Origin of the sequence: Streptomyces achromogenes subsp. achromogenes, assembly GCF_000720835.1 — a bacterium.
GTDB lineage: Bacteria > Actinomycetota > Actinomycetes > Streptomycetales > Streptomycetaceae > Streptomyces > Streptomyces achromogenes.
The window spans coordinates 170528-190205 of the sequence record NZ_JODT01000005.1 but is presented as its reverse complement, the minus strand read 5'-3'; the positions used below and the strand labels follow the sequence as shown (position 1 = coordinate 190205).

The 19678-nt window shown below is 71.9% G+C and carries 21 protein-coding genes; 8 read left to right on the top strand and 13 right to left on the bottom strand.

All coding sequences use genetic code 11. The features are described from left to right. Positions 1 to 43: 43 nt before the first annotated feature. The gene (locus tag IH25_RS0107230) at positions 44 to 991 is read left to right on the top strand and encodes an RNA polymerase sigma-70 factor (protein WP_030604879.1); all 948 of its coding nucleotides are present in this window, start codon (positions 44 to 46) and stop codon (positions 989 to 991) included. A gap of 43 nt (positions 992 to 1034) precedes the next feature. Here the strand turns inward: IH25_RS0107230 and IH25_RS0107225 are convergent, their stop codons facing one another. The 5 genes from IH25_RS0107225 to IH25_RS0107205 are packed head-to-tail and all read right to left on the bottom strand — an operon-like array spanning position 1035 to position 7542. After that, positions 1035 to 1982, bottom strand: coding sequence for a dihydrodipicolinate synthase family protein (locus IH25_RS0107225; protein WP_030604876.1), 948 nt, complete (start codon positions 1980 to 1982; stop codon positions 1035 to 1037). Then, positions 1983 to 2987 carry an oligopeptide/dipeptide ABC transporter ATP-binding protein gene (locus IH25_RS0107220; RefSeq protein ID WP_030604874.1) on the bottom strand — a complete coding sequence of 335 codons (1005 nt, stop codon included), beginning with the start codon at positions 2985 to 2987 and terminating at the stop codon, positions 1983 to 1985. It abuts the gene before it with no gap. Further along, the gene (locus IH25_RS0107215) at positions 2984 to 4960 is read right to left on the bottom strand and encodes a dipeptide/oligopeptide/nickel ABC transporter permease/ATP-binding protein (RefSeq protein WP_030604871.1); all 1977 of its coding nucleotides are present in this window, start codon (positions 4958 to 4960) and stop codon (positions 2984 to 2986) included. Before IH25_RS0107215 ends, IH25_RS0107220 begins: the two co-directional genes overlap by 4 nt. After that, on the bottom strand, positions 4960 to 5916 hold the full coding sequence (locus tag IH25_RS0107210; RefSeq protein ID WP_030604868.1) for an ABC transporter permease: 957 nt from the start codon (positions 5914 to 5916) through the stop codon (positions 4960 to 4962). Before IH25_RS0107210 ends, IH25_RS0107215 begins: the two co-directional genes overlap by 1 nt. 3 nt (positions 5917 to 5919) lie before the next feature. Further along, a complete protein-coding gene (locus tag IH25_RS0107205) occupies positions 5920 to 7542 on the bottom strand; it encodes an ABC transporter substrate-binding protein (protein WP_030604865.1) in 1623 nt (540 codons plus the stop codon). A gap of 360 nt (positions 7543 to 7902) precedes the next feature. Between IH25_RS0107205 and IH25_RS0107200 the strand changes: the two genes are divergently transcribed. The 4 genes from IH25_RS0107200 to IH25_RS0107185 are packed head-to-tail and all read left to right on the top strand — an operon-like array spanning position 7903 to position 9965. Further along, positions 7903 to 8103 (top strand): hypothetical protein, encoded by a 201-nt coding sequence (locus IH25_RS0107200; RefSeq protein WP_030604862.1) that lies wholly within the window; start codon positions 7903 to 7905, stop codon positions 8101 to 8103. Continuing rightward, complete coding sequence (locus IH25_RS0107195; RefSeq protein ID WP_030604859.1) at positions 8100 to 8315, top strand: hypothetical protein; 216 nt, start codon at positions 8100 to 8102, stop codon at positions 8313 to 8315. The genes IH25_RS0107200 and IH25_RS0107195 overlap by 4 nt, the downstream gene beginning before the upstream one ends. 29 nt (positions 8316 to 8344) lie before the next feature. Next, positions 8345 to 9091, top strand: a complete 747-nt coding sequence (recO, locus tag IH25_RS0107190; protein WP_030604856.1) for a DNA repair protein RecO — start codon at positions 8345 to 8347, stop codon at positions 9089 to 9091. Between the two features lie 31 nt (positions 9092 to 9122). After that, positions 9123 to 9965 (top strand): isoprenyl transferase, encoded by an 843-nt coding sequence (locus tag IH25_RS0107185; RefSeq protein ID WP_030604854.1) that lies wholly within the window; start codon positions 9123 to 9125, stop codon positions 9963 to 9965. An 82-nt stretch (positions 9966 to 10047) separates the two neighbouring features. Here IH25_RS0107185 and IH25_RS0107180 read toward each other — a convergent pair whose 3' ends face one another. The 4 genes from IH25_RS0107180 to IH25_RS0107165 form a co-directional block, all read right to left on the bottom strand. Beyond that, entirely contained in the window at positions 10048 to 10461 is a 414-nt protein-coding gene (locus IH25_RS0107180) for a Fur family transcriptional regulator (RefSeq protein ID WP_030604852.1), read from the bottom strand. A gap of 62 nt (positions 10462 to 10523) precedes the next feature. Further along, the gene (locus IH25_RS0107175; protein ID WP_030604850.1) at positions 10524 to 11426 is read right to left on the bottom strand and encodes a metal ABC transporter permease; all 903 of its coding nucleotides are present in this window, start codon (positions 11424 to 11426) and stop codon (positions 10524 to 10526) included. Next, on the bottom strand, positions 11426 to 12199 hold the full coding sequence (locus IH25_RS0107170) for a metal ABC transporter ATP-binding protein (protein ID WP_030604846.1): 774 nt from the start codon (positions 12197 to 12199) through the stop codon (positions 11426 to 11428). The genes IH25_RS0107175 and IH25_RS0107170 overlap by 1 nt, the downstream gene beginning before the upstream one ends. Before the next feature lie 17 nt (positions 12200 to 12216). Continuing rightward, positions 12217 to 13176, bottom strand: a complete 960-nt coding sequence (locus tag IH25_RS0107165; RefSeq protein WP_030604843.1) for a metal ABC transporter substrate-binding protein — start codon at positions 13174 to 13176, stop codon at positions 12217 to 12219. 161 nt (positions 13177 to 13337) lie between these two features. Between IH25_RS0107165 and IH25_RS0107160 the strand changes: the two genes are divergently transcribed. Beyond that, complete coding sequence (locus IH25_RS0107160; RefSeq protein ID WP_030604840.1) at positions 13338 to 14720, top strand: glycine--tRNA ligase; 1383 nt, start codon at positions 13338 to 13340, stop codon at positions 14718 to 14720. A gap of 83 nt (positions 14721 to 14803) precedes the next feature. Here IH25_RS0107160 and IH25_RS0107155 read toward each other — a convergent pair whose 3' ends face one another. Then, positions 14804 to 15865 carry a chitinase gene (locus tag IH25_RS0107155; protein ID WP_030604838.1) on the bottom strand — a complete coding sequence of 354 codons (1062 nt, stop codon included), beginning with the start codon at positions 15863 to 15865 and terminating at the stop codon, positions 14804 to 14806. A 183-nt stretch (positions 15866 to 16048) separates the two neighbouring features. Here IH25_RS0107155 and IH25_RS0107150 point away from each other — a divergent pair, with 183 nt between their 5' ends. Then, positions 16049 to 17059, top strand: a complete 1011-nt coding sequence (locus IH25_RS0107150; RefSeq protein WP_030604836.1) for an aldo/keto reductase — start codon at positions 16049 to 16051, stop codon at positions 17057 to 17059. Positions 17060 to 17084: 25 nt separating this feature from the next. Continuing rightward, positions 17085 to 17681, top strand: a complete 597-nt coding sequence (locus IH25_RS0107145) for a TetR family transcriptional regulator (protein WP_030604833.1) — start codon at positions 17085 to 17087, stop codon at positions 17679 to 17681. A 61-nt stretch (positions 17682 to 17742) separates the two neighbouring features. On the opposite strand, the gene IH25_RS43285 is transcribed toward IH25_RS0107145, so the two are convergent. From IH25_RS43285 to IH25_RS0107135, 3 genes are all read right to left on the bottom strand, one after another. Then, complete coding sequence (locus IH25_RS43285) at positions 17743 to 17877, bottom strand: DUF7848 domain-containing protein (RefSeq protein ID WP_457852762.1); 135 nt, start codon at positions 17875 to 17877, stop codon at positions 17743 to 17745. Between the two features lie 65 nt (positions 17878 to 17942). Further along, a complete protein-coding gene (locus IH25_RS0107140) occupies positions 17943 to 18272 on the bottom strand; it encodes a hypothetical protein (RefSeq protein WP_245172721.1) in 330 nt (109 codons plus the stop codon). 130 nt (positions 18273 to 18402) lie between these two features. After that, the gene (locus tag IH25_RS0107135; protein WP_030604830.1) at positions 18403 to 19617 is read right to left on the bottom strand and encodes a helix-turn-helix domain-containing protein; all 1215 of its coding nucleotides are present in this window, start codon (positions 19615 to 19617) and stop codon (positions 18403 to 18405) included. Positions 19618 to 19678 lie beyond the last annotated feature (61 nt).

Below are 19678 nucleotides of genomic sequence, written 5' to 3'. Positions count from 1 at the left end.
CCATGATGTGGCGCGGTGACCGACCACGACGGGGGCGTTGGGCATGAGTACGAGCACGAGCACCAGCACCGGCAGGACCGAGGAGTTCGAGGAGCTGCGGCCGCTGCTGTTCTCCATCGCCTACCGCATCCTCGGCAGCGTCGGCGAGGCCGAGGACGCCGTCCAGGAGACCTGGCTGCGCTTCACCGCCTCCCCGGTCCGGCCCCGCTCGGTCAAGGCGTTCCTGTCGGCCACGGTGACCCGGCTGTCCATCGACGTACTGCGCTCGGCCCGGGTCCGCCGGGAGGCCTACGTCGGCCCCTGGTTCCCCGAGCCGCTGCTCGCCGACCCCTACCAGGACCCGGAGCGCTCGGCGGAGCTGGCCGACTCGGTGTCGATGGCCGCCCTGCTGCTCCTGGAGCGGCTCAGCCCGCTGGAGCGCGCGGTCTTCGTGCTGCGGGAGGTGTTCGACTTCGGCTTCCCCGAGATCGCCGAGGCGGTCGACCGCTCGGAGGCGGCCTGCCGCCAGCTCCTGGTGCGCGCCCGGCGCCACATGACCGAGGGCCGGCCCCGCTTCGAGGCGGACCGCACCGAGCGGGACGCACTGGCCGCGCGGTTCTTCGACGCCCTGCGCGAGGGCGATGTCCTCGGGCTGCGGGACCTGCTCGCCGCCGATGTGTCGATGGCCGGCGACGGCGGCGGCAAGGCACCCCAGCTGGCTCGGAGCGTCCTGGGCGCCGAGAACGTGGCCCGGCTGCTCGCCACCGTCTTCCCCCAGCTCGCCGGGATCGGCGTCACCTGCGCGCCGCACCAGGTCAACGGACAGCCCGGCGCGGTCTTCCGGGATCCGGAGGGGCGGGTGCTCAACGCCGTGGCGCTCGACATCCTCGACGGGCGGATCCAGGCCATCCGCATCGTGGTCAACCCCGACAAGCTGGGCCACCTGGGCCCGGTGGCGGACGCCTGGGCGGTGCACTACGCGCTGCGGGAGGTGCGCAGGGGAGCGCGCTGAGCGCCTACGCGGGCGCGCGCCGCTTCCGGGCCGTACGCCGCTGTCAGCGTCCGTGCGCGTCCTGTCCCAGCAGGCCCGCCGCCGCGAGGAACTTGCCGACCCGCTCGACCTCCTCGCCGGACAGCGGGACCTGCGGCTCGGCGGTCAGCGGGCAGTCGATGACGCCGCGCAGGTGCAGGGCCGCCTTGAACGCGCCGAGCGCCGCCGAACTGCCGCCCATCCGCGCCGGATCGCCCACCCCGACCATTCCGAACAGGGCGCACAGCCGCTCCTGTTCGGCCCGCGCGCCCTCCCGGTCCGCCGCCCGGCACTGCCGGTACAGCCGGACGTACCCGTGCGGGTCGACGTTGGCGAGGCCCGGCACCGCCCCGTCCGCGCCCAGCTCCAGCGCCGCGTCGGTGATCTGCTCCGAGCCGGTCAGCACCCCGAACCCCGGGTGCGCGCGGGAGCCGGTGACCAGCTCCCGGAAGGCCGCCAGGTCCCCGCTGGAGTCCTTGATCCCGGCCAGTACGCCGTCCCCGGCGAGCCCCAGCACCAGATCCGGGGGCAGCTTGGTGTGCACGGCCACGGGGATGTCGTAGGCGATCACCGGGACCGGGCTGGCGGCGGCGATCCGGCGGTAGTGGTGGACGATCTCCGCGGGGTGGGTGCGGGCGTAGAACGGGGCGGTGACGACGACGGCCCGCGCACCGGCCGAGGTGACCGCCGCGACGTGCTCCAGGACCCGCGGGGTGGTCATGTCGATCGCGCCGGCGATGACCGGCAGCTGCCCGCCCACGTGCGCGGTCACGGCCGCCACCACCCGCCGGCGCTGCGCGTCCGTCAGGAACGCCGCCTCCGAGGTCGAGCCCAGCAGGAACAGCCCGTGCACCCCCGCCTCCACCAGGAAGTCCACCAGCCGCAGCAGGGATGGTTCATCCACCTCGCGCTCCGGTGTCAGGGGTGTGCAGACGGGCGGGACGACACCGGTGAGCGGGGCGGGAAGGGTCATTCAGGGCTCCTGGCGCGTGAGGTCTCTGGTCGACGTGTCCTCCTCCACAGGATGGTGACACCGGTAGCGGTGAGCGGGGTGTGACGCGGCCGAGAAGTCCGGCATCACCCGGGCGCACAGCTCGTCGGCCTTCCAGCACCGGGTGCGGAACGGGCAGCCGCTCGGCGGGCGGGTCGCCGAGGGCACCGGCCCGGTCAGCGGGATCGGGTCGATGGGGTCCAGCAGGCCCGGCGTGGCCGAGAACAGGGCCCGGGTGTACGGGTGCCGGGCCGCGTCGGTGACCCGGCCGGCCGGGGTCTCCTCCACGATCCGGCCCAGGTACATCGTGATCACCCGGTCGCTCATCCGCCGTACCGTCTGGATGTCGTGCGAGACGAACACCAGGGCGAGGCCGAGGCGTTCCCTCAGGTCCAGCAGCAGGTTCAGGATCTGCGCGCGCACCGAGACGTCCAGGGCGCTGGTCGGCTCGTCGGCGACCACCAGCGCCGGTTCCAGGGCGAGCGCGCGGGCGATGGCCACCCGCTGCCGCTGACCGCCCGACAGCTGTCCGGGCAGGGCGTCGGCGAGCGCCCCGGGCAGCCCCACCAGCGCCATCAACTCCCGCACCCGCGCCTCGCGTTCGGGCCGGGTGCCGCGCCGGTGCACGTCCAGCGGGTCGCGCAGGATGCGGCGGACGGTCAGCCGGCGGTTCAGCGCGGTCGACGGGTCCTGGAAGACCAGCCCGGTGCCCGCCCCCACGGTCGCCCGGCGCTCGGCGGCCGGCATCGCCCACAGGTCCCGGCCGCGGAACGCCACCGTGCCCGCCACCGGCCGCTGGATGCCCACCAGCACCTTCGCCAGCGTCGACTTCCCGCACCCCGACTCGCCGACCACGCCGACCGTCTCCCCGGCCGCCACGGACAGCTCGGCGCCGGTCAGGGCGTACACCCGGCCCCGCCGGAAGAGTCCGCCGCCGCGCGCCCGGTGCACCACGTGCGCGTCCCGTACCTCCACCACGGCGGTCATTGCAGGGCCTCCTCGCTCTCCGTGGACGACAGCTCCACCGCCGGGTGGTGGCAGGCGGCCGTGTGCGTGGCGGTGCCGGCCGGGACCGGCACGGTGGTGTGGCACACCTCGGTGGCCAGCGGGCAGCGGTCGGCGAAGCGGCAGCCCGCCGGGAAGTGGGCCGGGGCCGGCACGACCCCCTTGATCTGCGTCATCCGCTCCTCGGCGGACTCCAGCGACAGCACGCTGCCGAGCAGGCCGCGCGTGTAGTGGTGGGCCGGCGCCCCCACCAGGTCGGCGGTCACCCCGGTCTCCACGATCCGCCCGCCGTACATCACCGCCACCCGGTCGGTGACGTCCGCGATCAGCGCCAGGTCGTGCGAGACCAGGACCAGCGCGAAGCCCAGCTCCTCGCGCAGCCGCAGCAGCAGCTCCATCACCTGGGCCTGCACGGTGACGTCCAGGGCGGTGGTCGGCTCGTCGGCGACGATCAGCTTCGGTTCGCGGGACAGCGCCATCGCGATGAGCACGCGCTGGCGCTGCCCGCCGGACAGCTCGTGCGGATAGCTGCGCAGGGTGCGCTCCGGGTCCAGCCCGACCAGCGACAGCAGCTCGGCGGGGCCGCGCCGGCCGCCGCGCCGGACGAGCTGGCGGAGCTGGGCGCGGATGGTCATGGCCGGGTTCAGCGAGGACAGGGCGTCCTGGTAGACCATGGCCATCTCGTGGCCGAGCAGCCGGCGCCGGGCCCTGGCCGGCTCGGTCAGCAGGTCCCGCTGCCTGAACCGCACCTGCCCGCCGATCCGGGCCCCCTTCGGCTGGAGCCCCATCACGGTGAGCGCGGTCAGCGACTTGCCGCAGCCCGACTCGCCGACCAGGCCCAGCACCTCGCCGGGGTACACCTCGAACCCGACCCCGGCGACGATGTCCACGCCCCGGTGCCGGTCCGGGAAGCCGATGGTGAGGTTCTCCACGGCGAGCACCGGCTGTCCGCTGCGGTCGGGCAGCGGCCGGGCCCGGGAGCGCAGCCGCCGGGCGGCCTCGGCGAGGCCGGGCAGCGGCAGCACGGCGCCGGTGCCGGGCTCGGGCGTCTGGAGCCGGTCCGCGGGCGTCCGCACCTCCCTGGGGGCGGGCGCGGCCCAGGCGTCCGACACGCCCTCGGAGAGGATGTTCAGCGCCAGCACGGTGAGAAGGATCAGCAGCCCCGGGAAGACGGTCGCCCACCAGCCGCCGGTCAGCACCATGTTCTTGCCGTCGGCGATGACACTGCCCCAGGACGGGTCCGGGGGCCTGACCCCCGCGCCGATGAAGGACAGGGACGCCTCGAAGACGATCGCCTCGGCGACCTGGACCGTGCAGAACACCAGCACGGGGGCGGCGCAGTTGACGGCCACGTGGCGCAGCACGATGTGCGGGGTGCGGGCGCCGATGACCCGCTCGGCGGTGACGTAGTCCTCGCCGTACTGGTCCAGCACGTTCGCCCGTACCACCCGTGCCACCGGCGGGGTGAACAGGAACGCGATGGCGCAGATCAGCACGCCGATCCCGCCGCCGAACACGGCCACCAGCACGGCGGCCAGCGCGATGCCGGGGAACGCCATCACCACGTCCAGGCAGCGCATCAGCGTCTCGTCCACGGCCTTGCGGGAGGTGGCGGCCACGGCCCCGAGCACGGCCCCGGCCACCAGCGCCAGCGCGGTCGCGCCCAGCCCGATGGCCAGCGACCAGCGGGCGCCGTACATCAGCCGGCTCAGGATGTCCCGGCCCAGGCTGTCCTGCCCCATCCAGTGCGCGGCGGACGGCGCCCCCGTCCCGCCGGCCGGATCCCGCATGTCGAGCGGGTCGTCCGGCGCCAGCACCGGCGCGAGGAGGGCGACGAGGACGACCACGGTCAGGAAGCAGACGGCGGCCTTCGACGGCCAGGGCAGCCGGCGCCAGCCGCGCAGCCGGACGCCGGGCCGGGACAGCCGCTCGGTGAGCCTCGCGCGCGTGACCATCAGCCCGCCCTCAGTCGTGGGTTGACCAGCAGATACAGGATGTCGATGACGAGGTTGACGACGACGAACCCGGTCGCGGTGGTCAGCACCACGCCCTGCACCACCGCCGGGTCGCCGTTCTGCACCGCGTCGATCATCAGCTTGCCCATGCCGGGCAGCGAGAAGATCGTCTCGATGACGACGGCACCGCCGAGCAGATAGCCGACCCGCAGCCCGAGCACGGTGAGCGGGTTGACCAGCGCGTTGCGCAGCACGTTCCGGCCGACCACGACACGCGGCGGCAGCCCGCTCCCGATCGCCGTGCGGACGTAGTCCTTGTCCAGCTCCTCCACCACCGAGGTCCGCACGATCCGGGTGAGCTGGGCGGCGACCGGCAGGGACAGGGCGACGGCGGGCAGCGCCATGGTCCGCAGCCAGCCGGTGACCGAGTCGCCCGGGTTGATGTAGCCGCCGGTGGGGAACCAGCCCCGGTCCACGGCGAGGTACTGGATCATCAGCAGCGCCAGCCAGAAGCCGGGCGCGGCCACCCCGACCAGCGACACCACCCGGATGACCTGGTCCGGCAGCCGGTCCCGGTACACCGCCGCCGTCACCCCGCCCGCCAGCGCCAGCACGACGGCCAGGGCGAGCCCGAGGAAGGTCAGCTGGAGGGTGAGCGGCAGCGCGGTGGTGACCTGGTCGAGCACGGGGGCGCGGGTGAGGGCGCTGGTGCCGAGGTCGCCGTGGAGGACGTCGCCGACGAAGTGGACGTAGCGCACGGGCAGCGGGTCCAGCAGCCCGTTGCGCTCCCGGAAGTCGTGCAGCTGCCCGGGGGTGGGGTTGGCGCCCTGGAAGAACGCGGACGCCGGGTCGGCGTCGGAGAACCGCATCACCAGGAACACGAACAGCACGATGCCCAGCAGCAGCGGCACCAGCAGGGTGATCCGGCGCAGCAGGATGCGTACGACCGTGGTCATGCGTCAGATCCAGCGGGCTTGGAGGAGGTTGACGCCGGGGTAGGGCTGGGGCCTTATCCCGGTGAGCTCGCGCGGGTCCCAGGCGGTCATCAGCTCGTTGTGGACGACCGGGTACAGCACGGCCTGTTCGGCGACGACGTCGATGTAGTCCTGGATCATCGCCTTCTTCCGCGCGGGGTCCGGCTCCCGGGTGGCCCGGTCCATGTCCGCGAAGAGCCGCCGGGCGACCGGGTCGTCCGCCCACCGCGTGTAGCGCATCCACAGGTTCTCGGGGCCGTGGTTGTAGCGCATGATCAGGTCGGCGTCGAGCCCGAACTGGTTGGGGTTGGAGGCGGCGGCCACCACCTGGTAGTCCCGCCGCTGGTCCAGCTTGGTGAACACGGCCGTGGTCTCCTGCGGCGCCAGGGTGGTGCGCACGCCCACCGCGTCCCAGCAGGACTTGATCGTCGGCAGGCAGTCCACGATCCAGCTGACGTTGACGGCCATGATCTCGACGTTCAGACCGCTCACCCCGGCGGCCCTCAGCAGCGCCTTCGCCTTGCCCGGGTCGTAGTCGTAGACGGTCCTGGCCCGCCGGTGGCTGGGGTTGCCCTCGTTGAGGAACGAGGACGCGGGCCTGCCGTGCCCCTTCAGGGCGACCCGCACCATCTTCTCGCTGTCGATGGCGTAGTGCAGGGCCTGGCGCACCCGGACGTCGTCGAACGGCTTGTGCCGGGTGTCGAACATCAGGAACAGGTTGTTCATCCCGGCACCGCCGGCCACCTTCAGCCCGCCCTGCTCCAGGCGGGGGATGTTGGCGTACGGGATGTTGTCGGCGATCTGCGCGCCGGCGCCGGTGCCGGAGATGCGCGCGACACGCGAGGAGGCGTCCACGATGGTCAGCCAGTTCATCTTCCGGAAGACGGGCCTGCGCGGGCCGTTGTACGCGGCGAACGCCTCGAAGGTGGTGTTCGACTTCGGGTGGTGCGCGGCCTGCCGGTACGGCCCCGAGCCCACGGCCAGCCCCTTGACCGCGTCGTCCCAGGCGCCGGGCCGGGAGTAGACGTGCGCGGGCATGATCTTGGCGAGGGTGAGCCGGGCGAGGCCGTCCGGGAACGGGAACCTGAGCCGCAGCTCGACGGTCCGGGCGCCGGCCGCGCGGACCGACTCCAGCCAGGACGCGAAGAAGCCCTTGGCGAGGGTCTGCGTCTTCGGGTCGAGGATCCGGTCGAAGACGAACACGACGTCGTCGGCGGTGACGGGCCTGCCGTCGTGGAACGTGGCGCCGTCGCGCAGCGTGAACCGCCAGGTGGTCGCCTTCGGGTCGGCGGGGAGCGCGGTGGCGAGCGCGGGGTACGGCGCCCGGGTGATCGGGTCGGTGTCGAGAAGTCCCTCGTAGATGTGATTGTTGGCGGCCATCGCGAACGCGGAGGCGGTCTGCGTCGGGTCCCAGCTGCCGTCGTTGCCGTAGCCGATGACGGCGGTCAGCGTCCGGTCCTTGCCGCTGCCCCCGCCGCCGGTGTCGTTGGTCGACTCCGGCCCGGCGGAACACCCCGCCAGCGCCGCACCCGCGCCCAGCACCCCGGCACCCAGCAGCAACGACCGGCGGCGCGGTGCCGGTACGTCGGGGGTCACGTCGTCGCGCACGGGTCCTCCAGCAGGTCGGTGGGGCCGATGAGGGATGGGGTGAGGGGAGGAGTGGTGGCAGTGGTGGGAGGAGTGAGATACGACGTCCTACGTCCTACGTCCGCTCGGTAGCGCGACGATAGGAGGGGCCGTGGGGGCGGTCAAGACAGCGCACGCGAACGAACCCGCCCGTCCCAGCTCCACCCGGGTGAATCCCGGCCCCGTCCGGCGCGTTCGCGTTCCGCGCCCGAGCGGTCCCGCACCGCCTGTCGCGGACCTCCGGCCACGGCCGACCCGGGTCCGGGACGCCTTCCGAGTGGAGAAGCGGAGCGTCACGCTTGATGTACAAAGCGTAAACTCCAACTACGGAAGGGGAGCAGAGTGAGCGGCATCGAAGAGGCGGAGGAGGCGTTGAGGGAATTGCGGTCGGCTCTCGAGAAGGCCGGGGTCGTTCTCCCGTCGCTGGGGCTCGATCCGGTGAGTGTCGTGCGGGAGGTGCCCAGCCCGCTGGTGGACCTGGGGCGGTGTTCGGTCCAGACCGCGCGCCGGCTGGCGGCGGTGCTGGCGGGGGAGGCCCGGTGAAACCCGTCGTCGGCAGTCATGTGATGGACACCCGCACCGGGAAGGTCGGCGTCGTCATGGGGCACGAGGGCCCCTACGTCCAGGTGAGACCCTACGGCGGCGGGCGCGAGTGGGACGCCGAGCCGGGTGCGCTGCGCTGCGCCACCCCGGCCGAGCGGCTCAGCGCGGCCACCGCCTACGCCAACGCCCGCAGCCGCGGAGAGGTGCTCTAGCGCCCCCGCCCATGGGCGAGAATGGGCTCATGAGTCTGTTCCGCGACGACGGCATCGTGCTGCGCACCCAGAAGCTGGGCGAGGCGGACCGGATCATCACCCTGCTCACGCGCGGGCACGGACGGGTGCGGGCCGTGGCCCGCGGGGTGCGGCGGACGAAGTCGAAGTTCGGGGCCCGGCTGGAGCCGTTCTCCCACGTGGACGTGCAGTTCTTCGCCCGGGGGAGCGAGCTGGTCGGGCGTGGCCTGCCGCTGTGCACGCAGAGCGAGACCATCGCTCCGTACGGCGGCGGGATCGTCACGGACTACGCCCGGTACACCGCCGGGACGGCCATGCTGGAGACCGCCGAGCGGTTCACCGACCACGAGGGCGAGCCGGCGGTACAGCAGTACCTGCTGCTCGTCGGGGCGCTGCGCACGCTCGCCCGGGGCGAGCACGCCCCGCATCTCGTCCTCGACGCCTTTCTGCTGCGGTCCCTGGCCGTCAACGGCTACGCGCCCAGCTTCGGCGACTGCGCCAAGTGCGGGATGCCGGGACCGAACCGGTTCTTCTCCGTGGCCTCCGGCGGCTCGGTGTGCGCCGACTGCCGGGTGCCCGGCAGCGTCGTGCCGTCCCCGCAGACCCTCGTCCTGCTCGGGGCGCTGCTTACGGGAGACTGGGAGACGGCGGACGCGTGCGAGCCGAGGTACGTCCGCGAGGGCAGCGGGCTGGTGTCCGCCTACCTGCACTGGCATCTGGAGCGCGGACTGCGCTCCCTGCGCTACGTAGAGAAGTAAGCACGGCACGGGTCGAGGAGACGAGAAGCACATGGTCGTACGCGGGATCCTGGGGCGCCAGCGGCGCGAGTACAAGGCGCCGGAGCCGCATCCGTCCGGTGCCCGCGCGCCCAAGCTCCCCGGTGAGCTGGTGCCGAACCACGTCGCGATCGTCATGGACGGCAACGGACGGTGGGCCAAGGAGCGCGGGCTGCCGCGCACGGAGGGGCACAAGGTCGGCGCCGAGCGGGTGCTGGACGTGCTCCAGGGCTCGATCGAGATCGGCGTGCGCAACATCTCCCTGTACGCCTTCTCCACCGAGAACTGGAAGCGCTCGCCCGACGAGGTCCGCTTCCTGATGAACTTCAACCGCGACTTCATCCGCAAGACCCGCGACGAGCTCGACGCGCTCGGCATCCGGGTGCGCTGGGTGGGCCGCATGCCCCGGCTGTGGAAGTCGGTGGCGAAGGAGCTCCAGGTCGCGCAGGAGCAGACCAAGGGCAACGACCTGCTCACGCTGTACTTCTGCATGAACTACGGCGGCCGTGCCGAGCTCACCGACGCGGCGCAGGCGATCGCCGAGGAGGTCAAGGCGGGCCGGCTCGACCCGTCGAAGATCACCGAGAAGACCGTGCGGAAGCACCTGTACTACCCGGACATGCCGGACGTCGACCTGTTCCTGCGGCCGAGCGGCGAGCAGCGCACCTCCAACTACCTGCTGTGGCAGAGCGCGTACGCCGAGATGGTCTTCCAGGACGTGCTGTGGCCCGACTTCGACCGCCGTGACCTGTGGCGGGCCTGCATGGAGTTCGCCTCCCGGGACCGCCGCTTCGGCGGCGCCGTCCCGAACGAGGAGCTGCTGGCGATGGAGGCGGCGATGAAGGGCGACTCGTAGCCACCGGGTTCACCCGCGCCCCGCAAGGGGCGCGGGGAACCGCGCGACCGGCCGTCCACGGACCCGCACCCGGCAACGGCGCTCAGCAGCCGGCCGCACACTCCGCGCACGTGCCGAAGATCTCCACCGTGTGGGCCACGTTGACGTAGCCGTGTTCCGCCGCGATGGCCTCCGCCCACTTCTCGACGGCCGGGCCCTCCACCTCCACGGCCTTGCCGCAGGCGCGGCAGACCAGGTGGTGGTGGTGCTCGCCGGTGGAGCAGCGGCGGTAGACGGACTCGCCGTCGGAGGTGCGCAGGACGTCGACCTCGCCGGCCTCGGCGAGGGACTGGAGGGTGCGGTAGACCGTGGTCAGCCCGACGGAGTCGCCCTTGTGCTTGAGCATGTCGTGCAGCTCCTGGGCGCTGCGGAACTCGTCGACCTCGTCCAGGGCCGCCGCCACGGCTGCACGCTGGCGGGTAGCGCGCCCCTTCACGGGCGGTCCAGCGGTCGTCACCGTTGCCTCCTTCGATGGCTCGCTTGTGCCCGGGCCATTGTGCCAGTCCAGGCGGTCGGCGGTCAGACGCCGACCTCGTCAGCGGCCTCCCGCGCGGCGGGGATCGTGCATTCCGCGGGGTCCGGGGCGGGCCGTGCCGCGGCCGCCGCGCGGGCGCGCCGCCGGGCCAGCGGGGTGGCGAGCGCGGTCAGCGCGAGGAAGGCGGCGATGGTCAGCAGCACGATCGTGGCGCCGGGCGGGACGTCCTGGTAGTACGAGGTGACCGTGCCGCTGACGGTCACGGCCACGCCGAGGGCGACGGCGATCACGAAGGTGACGGTGAAGCTGCGGGTGAGCTGCTGGGCCGCCGCCACGGGGACGACCATCAGCGCGGACACCAGCAGCAGTCCGACCACCCGCATGGCGACGGTGACGGTGACGGCCGCGGTGACGGCCGTCAGCAGGTTCAGGGCGCGCACCGGCAGGCCCGTGACCCGCGCGAACTCCTCGTCCTGGCTGACCGCGAACAGCTGGCGGCGCAGGCCCAGGGTGACCAGCAGCACGAAGGCGGCCAGCACGCAGATCGCGGTCACGTCGGACGGGGAGACCGTGGACAGGGAGCCGAACAGGTACGAGGTCAGGTTGGCGTTGGAGCCGCCCGGCGCCAGGTTGATCAGCATCACGCCGCCGGCCATGCCGCCGTAGAACAGCATGGCCAGGGCGATGTCGCCGCGGGTGCGGCCGTACCAGCGGATCAGCTCCATCAGGACCGCGCCGACCACGGAGACGGCCGTCGCCATCCACACCGGGGAGGTGGACAGCAGGAAGCCGAGGCCGACACCGGTCATGGCCACGTGTCCGATGCCGTCGCCCATCAGGGCCTGGCGGCGCTGGACCAGGTAGATGCCGACCGCGGGCGCGGTGATGCCGACCAGCACGGCGGCCAGCAGCGCCCGCTGCATGAAGGCGTAGTTCAGGAATTCCATCAGCTCAGCAGTCCCGTGCGGATCGGTTCGGTGCCCGCCGGTGCGTGCGGGTGTACGTGGTCGTGGCCGGGCAGGGCGTGCTGGCCGACCGCGCGCGGCGGCGGGCCGTCGTGCAGGACGCAGCCGTCGCGCAGGACGACCGCCCGGTCGATCAGCGGCTCCAGCGGGCCCAGCTCGTGCAGCACGAGCAGGACCGTCGTACCGGCCGCCACCTGCCGGCGCAGGGTCTCGGCCAGCACCTCCTGGCTGGCCAGGTCGACGCCGGCCATCGGCTCGTCCATGATCAGCAGTTCCGGCTCGGAGACCAGCGCGCGGGCGATCAGCACCCGCTGGTGCTGGCCGCCGGACAGGGCGGTCACCGAGTCCTTGGCGCGGTCGGCCATGCCGACCAGCTCCAGGGCGCGCCGCACGGCCTCCCGGTCGGCCTTGCGGAAGGGCCCGAAGCGGGTGCGGGCGAGCCGGCCGGAGGAGACGATCTCGGTGACCGTCGCCGGGACGCCGCCCGCGGCGGTCGTGCGCTGCGGTACGTAGCCCACGCGCGCCCAGTCGCGGAAGGACCGGCGCGGGGTGCCGAACAGCTCGACGGTGCCGCCGCTGACCGGCACCTGGCCGATGATCGCGCGGATGGCGGTGGACTTGCCGGAGCCGTTGGCGCCGAGCAGCGCGACGACCTCGCCGCGGCCGACGGTGAGGTCGACGCCGCGCAGCACGGGCCGGGCGGCGAGTTCGGCGGTCACCTGGCGCAGGGCTATGACGGGTTCGCCGGTGGTCATGGTGCCTCCCGTGGCGGTCACTTGGCGCCCAGGGCCTGCTGGAGCGCCTTCAGGTTGGCCCGCTGGACCGCGAAGTAGTCCTGGCCGCGGGAGTGGTCGGTGATGCCCTCGATCGGGTCGAGGATGTCGGTCTTCAGGCCCGTGTCGTGCGCGATGGTCCTGGCGGTCTTGTCGCTGACGAGGGTCTCGTAGAAGACCGTGGAGACGCCGTCGGCCCGGGCCGTCTTCTCCAGCTCCTTCACCCGGGCGGCGCTCGGCTCGGACTCGGGGTCGAGGCCGCTGATGGCCTCCTCGGTGAGTCCGTAGCGCTCGGCGAGGTAGCCGAAGGCGGCGTGGGTGGTGATGAAGACCTTGCTCTTGGTGTGCGCGAGGCCGTTCTCGAACTCGGTGTTCAGCGCGTTCAGCTGCTCGACCAGGGCGGCGGTGTTCTTCTTGTAGTCGGCCGCGTGGTCGGGGTCGGCCTTCTCGAAGGCCTTGCCGACGCCCTCGGCGACCTGGGCGTAGCGCACCGGGTCGAGCCAGATGTGCGGGTCCTTGCCCGCCTCCTCGCCGTCCTCGTGGTGGTCGTGCTCGGCCGCGTGGCCGCCGACCTCGTTGCCGTGCTCCTCCAGCGTGGTCAGGGAGGCCGCGTCGATCTTGGTGTCGACCGGGGACTGGTCCACCGCCTTGTCGACGGAGGGCTGGAGGTTCTTCAGGTACAGCACCGCGTCGGACTCCTCCAGGGAGGCGATCTGCCGGGTGCTCAGCTCCAGGTCGTGCGGTTCCTGGCCGGGGGAGGTGAGGGTGGTGACGTGGACGTGGTCCCCGCCGATCCGCTCGGCGAGGAAGGCCATCGGGTAGAACGACGCGACGACGTCGAACTTGGACGTGTTGCCCGCTCCCGCCGCGTCGCCGGAGCAGCCGGCGAGGGTGGCGGTGCCGAGGGCGGTGACCGCCGCGAGGGCGGCGGTGGGTATGAGGCGTCGTCGTACGTTCATGACAGTCATTTTCAACAAATATGGAAACCGTTGTCAACAACGCTCGTCATACGGTCTGGACAGGGGCCGATTTGGTCGTGGGGGAGCCTGCGCCGGTAACCTGAATCATTCGCTGGAAGCATCTCGCTTCAACGCCCGTCGTCGTTAATGAAGAGAGCACCGTGGCCGCCGACAAGATCGACACCATCGTCAGCCTGAGCAAGCGCCGTGGCTTCGTTTTCCCCTGCAGTGAGATCTACGGCGGCCAGCGTGCCGCCTGGGACTACGGACCGCTGGGTGTCGAGCTCAAGGAGAACATCAAGCGCCAGTGGTGGCGCTACATGGTGACGTCGCGCGAGGACGTCGTCGGTATCGACTCGTCCGTCATCCTGGCGTCCGAGGTCTGGGTGGCCTCCGGCCACGTCGCCACCTTCACGGACCCGCTGACCGAGTGCACCTCGTGTCACAAGCGGTTCCGCGCCGACCACCTGGAGGAGGCGTACGAGGAGAAGAAGGGCCACGCCCCGGCCAACGGCCTCGCGGACGTCAACTGCCCGAACTGCGGCAACAAGGGCCAGTTCACCGAGCCCAAGCAGTTCTCCGGCCTGCTGTCCACCCACCTCGGCCCGACCCAGGACTCCGGCTCCGTCGCCTACCTGCGCCCCGAGACCGCCCAGGGCATCTTCACCAACTTCGCCCAGGTGCAGACCACCTCGCGCCGCAAGCCGCCGTTCGGCATCGCCCAGATGGGCAAGTCGTTCCGCAACGAGATCACGCCGGGCAACTTCATCTTCCGCACCCGCGAGTTCGAGCAGATGGAGATGGAGTTCTTCGTCAAGCCCGGCGAGGACGAGCAGTGGCAGGAATACTGGATGGAGCAGCGCTGGAACTGGTACACCGGCCTGGGTCTCCGTGAGGAGAACATGCGCTGGTACGAGCACCCGAAGGAGAAGCTCTCCCACTACTCCAAGCGCACCGCCGACATCGAGTACCGCTTCCAGTTCGGCGGCAGCGAGTGGGGCGAGCTGGAGGGCGTCGCCAACCGCACCGACTACGACCTCTCCGCGCACGCCAAGGCCTCCGGCCAGGACCTCTCCTACTTCGACCAGGAGGCCGGCGAGCGCTGGACGCCGTACGTCATCGAGCCGGCGGCGGGTGTCGGCCGCACCATGCTGGCCTTCCTCCTGGACGCCTACGTCGAGGACGAGGCGCCCAACGCCAAGGGCAAGATGGAGAAGCGGACCGTGCTGCGGCTCGACCACCGCCTCGCCCCGGTGAAGGTCGCGGTGCTCCCGCTGTCCCGCAACCCGGAGCTGTCCCCGAAGGCCAAGGGTCTCGCCCAGGCGCTGCGCCAGCACTGGAACATCGAGTTCGACGACGCCGGCGCCATCGGCCGCCGCTACCGCCGTCAGGACGAGATCGGCACGCCGTACTGCGTGACCGTCGACTTCGACACCCTCGAGGACAACGCCGTCACCGTGCGTGAGCGCGACTCGATGAAGCAGGAGCGGGTGTCGCTCGACCAGATCGAGGGCTACCTGGCCTCGCGTCTGCTGGGCGCCTAGTCACGACCGCGTGATGCCGGGCGGGCCGTTGTCGGCCCGCCCGGCATTCGTGTGTCCGCGGGCATTCGTGTGCCCGCGCCCGCTCAACGGCCCTGGAGCGCCTTGACGTTGTCGCCGAACGTCCAGTTCTTCGCGCCGTCCCAGTTGACGGACCAGGTCATCAGGCCCTTGAGCGAGGTGCCGTAGTTCCGCCAGGCCTGGGCGACCAGGGACGGGGACATGTAGCCGCCGCCCGCGCCGGGCTGGGCGGGCAGCCCCGGGACCTGCTTGTCGTAGGGCACCTTGACCGTCGTGCCCTGTACCACCAGGCCCTTGTTCAGACAGTCGGTCTGCGCGGTGAAGCCCTGTACGGTGCCCGCCGAGTAGGAGTCGCCGGAGCAGCCGTACATGCTGCCGTTGTAGTACTGCATGTTCAGCCACCACAGCCGGCCGTTGTCCGCGTACTTCTTGATGACCGGCAGGTACGCGCCCCAGATCGAGCCGTAGGTGACGCTGCCGCCGGTGACGTACGCCGTCTCCGGGGCCATCGTCAGCCCGAAGTTCGAGGGCATCTGGGCGAGGATTCCGTCGATGATCCGGATCAGGTTGGCCTGGGACGCGGACAGCTGGTTGATGGTGCCGCTGCCGACGAGGCCGGTCTCGATGTCGATGTCGATGCCGTCGAAGTTGTACTTCTTCAGGATCGGCACGATCGTCGCCACGAAGCGGTCGGCGACGGTCTGGGACGACAGGTCGATCCCGGCCGCCGCACCGCCGATGGACAGCAGGATCGTCTGGCCGGACGCCTTGGCCTGGCACATCTCGGCGGGCGTGGCCACCTTCACGCCGGCGTCCATGCCGTCCTCCCACAGCGCGGTGCCGTCGGAGCGGATCACCGGGAAGGCCGCGTTGATCACGTTGTAGCCGTGGGCGGGGATGCGGGAGTCGGTGATCGGGGTCCAGCCGAAGGGCGGGTGGACCCCGTTGGCGGAGCCGTCCCAGTTCTCCCAGTAGCCCTGGAGCACCTTGCCCGCCGGCCTCGACTTCACCGCGCAGGTGTCGGCGGCGGCGGTCGCGGAGGCGGAGGGCGCGCTGGCGAGGGCGAGCGGGGCGAGGACGGCGCCGGTCAGGGCGGCGGTGAGCAGGCGCAGGGTGCGGCGGAGCATCGGGCCTCCCGGCGGGGGTTCGGTGACGGGTCGGGTCGTTCTCAGGAGCGGGATGTCGCAGACATGACAGTGCGCTGGTCCAGACCATTCGTCAAGAGGTCTGGACCACGCGAAAGAGGTCCACGGAACAGGATTGGAGTGACAGATATTGAAATCTGTCAGCTGTCATGTCACAGTAGTGGCATGACGATGCGAACCCGAAAGCTCGGCACCACCGGCCCCCAGGTCTCCGCCCTCGGCCTCGGCTGCATGGGCATGTCCGGCATGTACGGCGAGGCGGACCGCGCCGAGTCCATCGCGACCATCCACGCGGCCCTGGAAGCCGGCGTCACCCTGCTCGACACCGGCGACTTCTACGGCATGGGCCACAACGAACTGCTGATCAACGAGGCGCTGCGCACCGCCCCCGCCGCGCTGCGCGAGAACGCGCTGGTCAGCGTGAAGTTCGGCGCCCTGCGCGGCCCGGACGGCGACTGGTACGGCTTCGACGGCCGCCCGGCCGCCGTGAAGAACTTCGCCGCCTACTCCCTCCAGCGCCTCGGCGTCGACCACATCGACGTCTACCGCCCGTCCCGGCTCGACCCGGACGTGCCCATCGAGGAGACCGTCGGCGCCATCGCCGAACTGGTCGAGAAGGGCTGGGTGCGGCACATCGGGCTGAGCGAGGTCGGCGCGGACACCATCCGCCGGGCCGCCGCCACCGCGCCCATCGCGGACCTCCAGATCGAGTACGCGCTCATCTCCCGGGGCCCCGAGCGGGAGATCCTGCCCATCCTGCGGGAGCTGGGCATCGCCGTCACCGCGTACGGCGTGCTCTCGCGCGGCCTGATCTCCGGCCACGTCACGCCCGACCAGGGATTCGCCGCGAACGACTTCCGCGCCCACTCGCCCCGCTTCCAGGGCGACAACCTCCGGCACAACCTCACCCTGGTCGAGTCCCTGCGCAAGATCGCGGAGGAGAAGGGCGTCTCCGTCGCGCAGATCGCCATCGCCTGGGTGCTCTCCCGGGGCGAGGACATCGTGCCGCTGGTCGGCGCGCGCACCCGGCAGCGGCTCGGTGAGGCGCTCGGCGCGCTGGACGTGACCCTGGAGGAGGCCGACCTCGCCGCCATCGAGGCCGCGGTGCCGGCGGACGCGGCGGCCGGCGAGCGGTACGCGGCGGAGCAGATGGCGATGCTCGACAGCGAACGCTGACAGTCGTGCCGGGTACCGTCTAGGCATGCCTTCGACCACCGAGACCCTGACCGCCGAGCGCATCCTCGAAGCCACCGAGGAGGTGCTGCGCCGCCACGGCCCGGCCAAGGCCACCGTGGTCGACGTGGCCCGCGCGCTCGGCGTCAGCCATGGCAGCGTCTACCGGCACTTCCGCACCAAGGCGGCGCTGCGCGAGGCGGTGACCAAGCGCTGGCTGGACCGCACCTCGGAGCGGCTGGCCGGGATCGTCACGGCCGAGGACCGCTCCCCCGAGCAGCGGCTGCGGGACTGGCTCGCCGCCCTCTTCGAGGCCAAGCGGCACAAGGCGGGCGACGACCCCGAGCTGTTCGCCACGTACACCGTGCTCGTCGACGGCCTCGGGGGCGTGGTCCACGACCACATCGCCGACCTCACCGGCCAGCTGACCCGCATCATCGCGGCGGGCGCGGAGTCGGGCGACTTCACCGTCCCCGACCCGGCCACGGCGGCCCGCGCCGTCTTCCACGCGACGGGCCGCTTCCACGACCCGGGGTACGCCCGCGAGTGGACGGAGCCGGGCATCGAGGAGGAGTTCGAGGCGGTGGTGGGGTTGCTGGTGCGGGGATTGAGGGCGGCGGGGTAGGTCCCTGGCTATCCGCCGCGGGGGCGCCGGACCGGCACGGGGTTGTCCGGTGAGCCGAGCGTCACGCGTCGCGTGTCACCCGCGCGTGATCCGTGACGACGCGGCGGAACAGGCCGTGCCCGGTACGGCCGGTGTGGCGCAGGCACCAGTCCTGGACGGCGTCCGGTCGTCCTCCGGACCTGACGTCTCCGCGCACTCGCTCGGCTTGGCCGCGCAGAAGACTTCGTAGCGTGTGCGGGCCGAAGCGGAGCACCGCGCGGCTCACCGGCCCCCCGCCTCGCCCTCGCCTTCGTCGTCGTCTTCGTCGTCGGCGAGGCGTTCGCCGCGTGACTCGGCGATGCGGAGGGCGTCGAAGAGGCACTCCGTCAGCCGTGTCGCGGTGAAGCGCAGCTCCGGCCGGGACGCGTCCGGGTCGTCCAGCAGCGTCCGGGCCGCTCCCAGAACCTCCCGCCCGGCGCCGAGTTGGGCTTCCTCCATCTCGTCGGCGAGCCGGCTGATGACGCCCTTGGGATCACCGGCGTGCAGATACACACGCTTGCCGTTCTCGGACCAGGGCAGCAAACGGGGGCGGTTCGCTGTGGCTTTGGGCACTGTCAGCAACCTCCACGGGGTTGGTGGCCATACCCCCGGCCGGTCGTCCGGTCGCGGGGGGTCCTTGCAGGAAGACCCTCCCGCCGGGCGTCGGCCGACAACAGGGACGGAGCGTCCCACTTTTGTCACGCTAAGTCGCGACTCCCAGAAACTCGGCGAGCTTTCGCAGCCCTGGTGGCCGGTGCGGGACGGCCCAGAGGTCGGTCACGATGGCCACGGCGTGCGTATGGTGCCGCATCCATGTGGGGGCGGTCCGCCGCAGCTTCTCAAGTGTCTTGACGGCGCCCTCGGCGTCCCCCATGTCCGTGTGGGCCCGAGCCACGTCCAGGAGCAGCCATGTACGCCACGACGGCGGGATGTCCGCACCGAGCCGCATCCCCTTCGCGAGGCTCAACGCCTCTTCCGGGCGCGCGTGCTGGACGGCGAGGCGGACGCGTTCGATGCGGACGGACGATCCGCTGAAGACGGAGACCATCCTGCCGTCCGCCGGGGGCGCGAGCGCCGTGAGCCGGCGGGTGGCGTCCTCGGCGGTGCGCATCATGTCGCTGGCGGTGTCGTAGTCGCCGGAGCGGGCGGCGGACGTGGCGGCCGACATGATCAAGCCGCCCCAGACGCGCAAGTGCTCGGCACTCCTGCCGCGTTCGCGTTCCAGGCCGTCGGCCGTGCGGACGGCAAGGTGCTCGGCGTCGTCCAAGCGGTTCTGGCGCTGGTAGTTCCAGGCGACAGAGTTGCTGATCATGCGGGCCAGCAGCGGGTCGGAGGACCTCTGGGCGGCGTTCATGGCGCGTTCCAGGGCGCTCAACGCGAGGTCGGTCTTGCCGAGGCGGATGGCAAGGTGCCCCGCCAGCTGGAGGGTCTTGCCCAGGGCGGATTCACCGGCCGCCCTCTCGTCGGCGGTGCCGACCGCGGCGGCGAACCGGGCGTCATCGATCATGCCGGGCAGCACCTCCATGAGGCGCCCGAACTGCGCGTCGTGGTACAGCGTCCAGCCGTCGGCGATCTCACGCCGCAGGAGGGGCAGGGACAGCCTTTCGACCCCCTTCGGCTCCTGAGGAGGAACGAACAGCGGAGGCATGATCGCGCGACGCAGAGCGACCATCTGCGGTGGGTCGGGCTCGCCCGTCGACGGTATGGCGGGAGGGTCTCCCAAGAGCGCGGTCAGTTCCACTCCCAGGCCCCCGGACAGGGCGTGCAGTGTCGGCAGCCGGGCACTGTGCTTCCGCTTCTGCTCCAGCTTCCGCACCAGATCCACGGATACTCCGGACCGTTCCGCCAGCGCCTCCTGGGTGAGGTCGGCGAGCCGTCGTAAGCGGGCGATCCGGTCCCCCAGGTGTTCACTCACCATGCCGACCAAGCTACCGCCGGCGCCCTCTTCGAGAAGGGAATACTCCTCGGACGTCCCGACC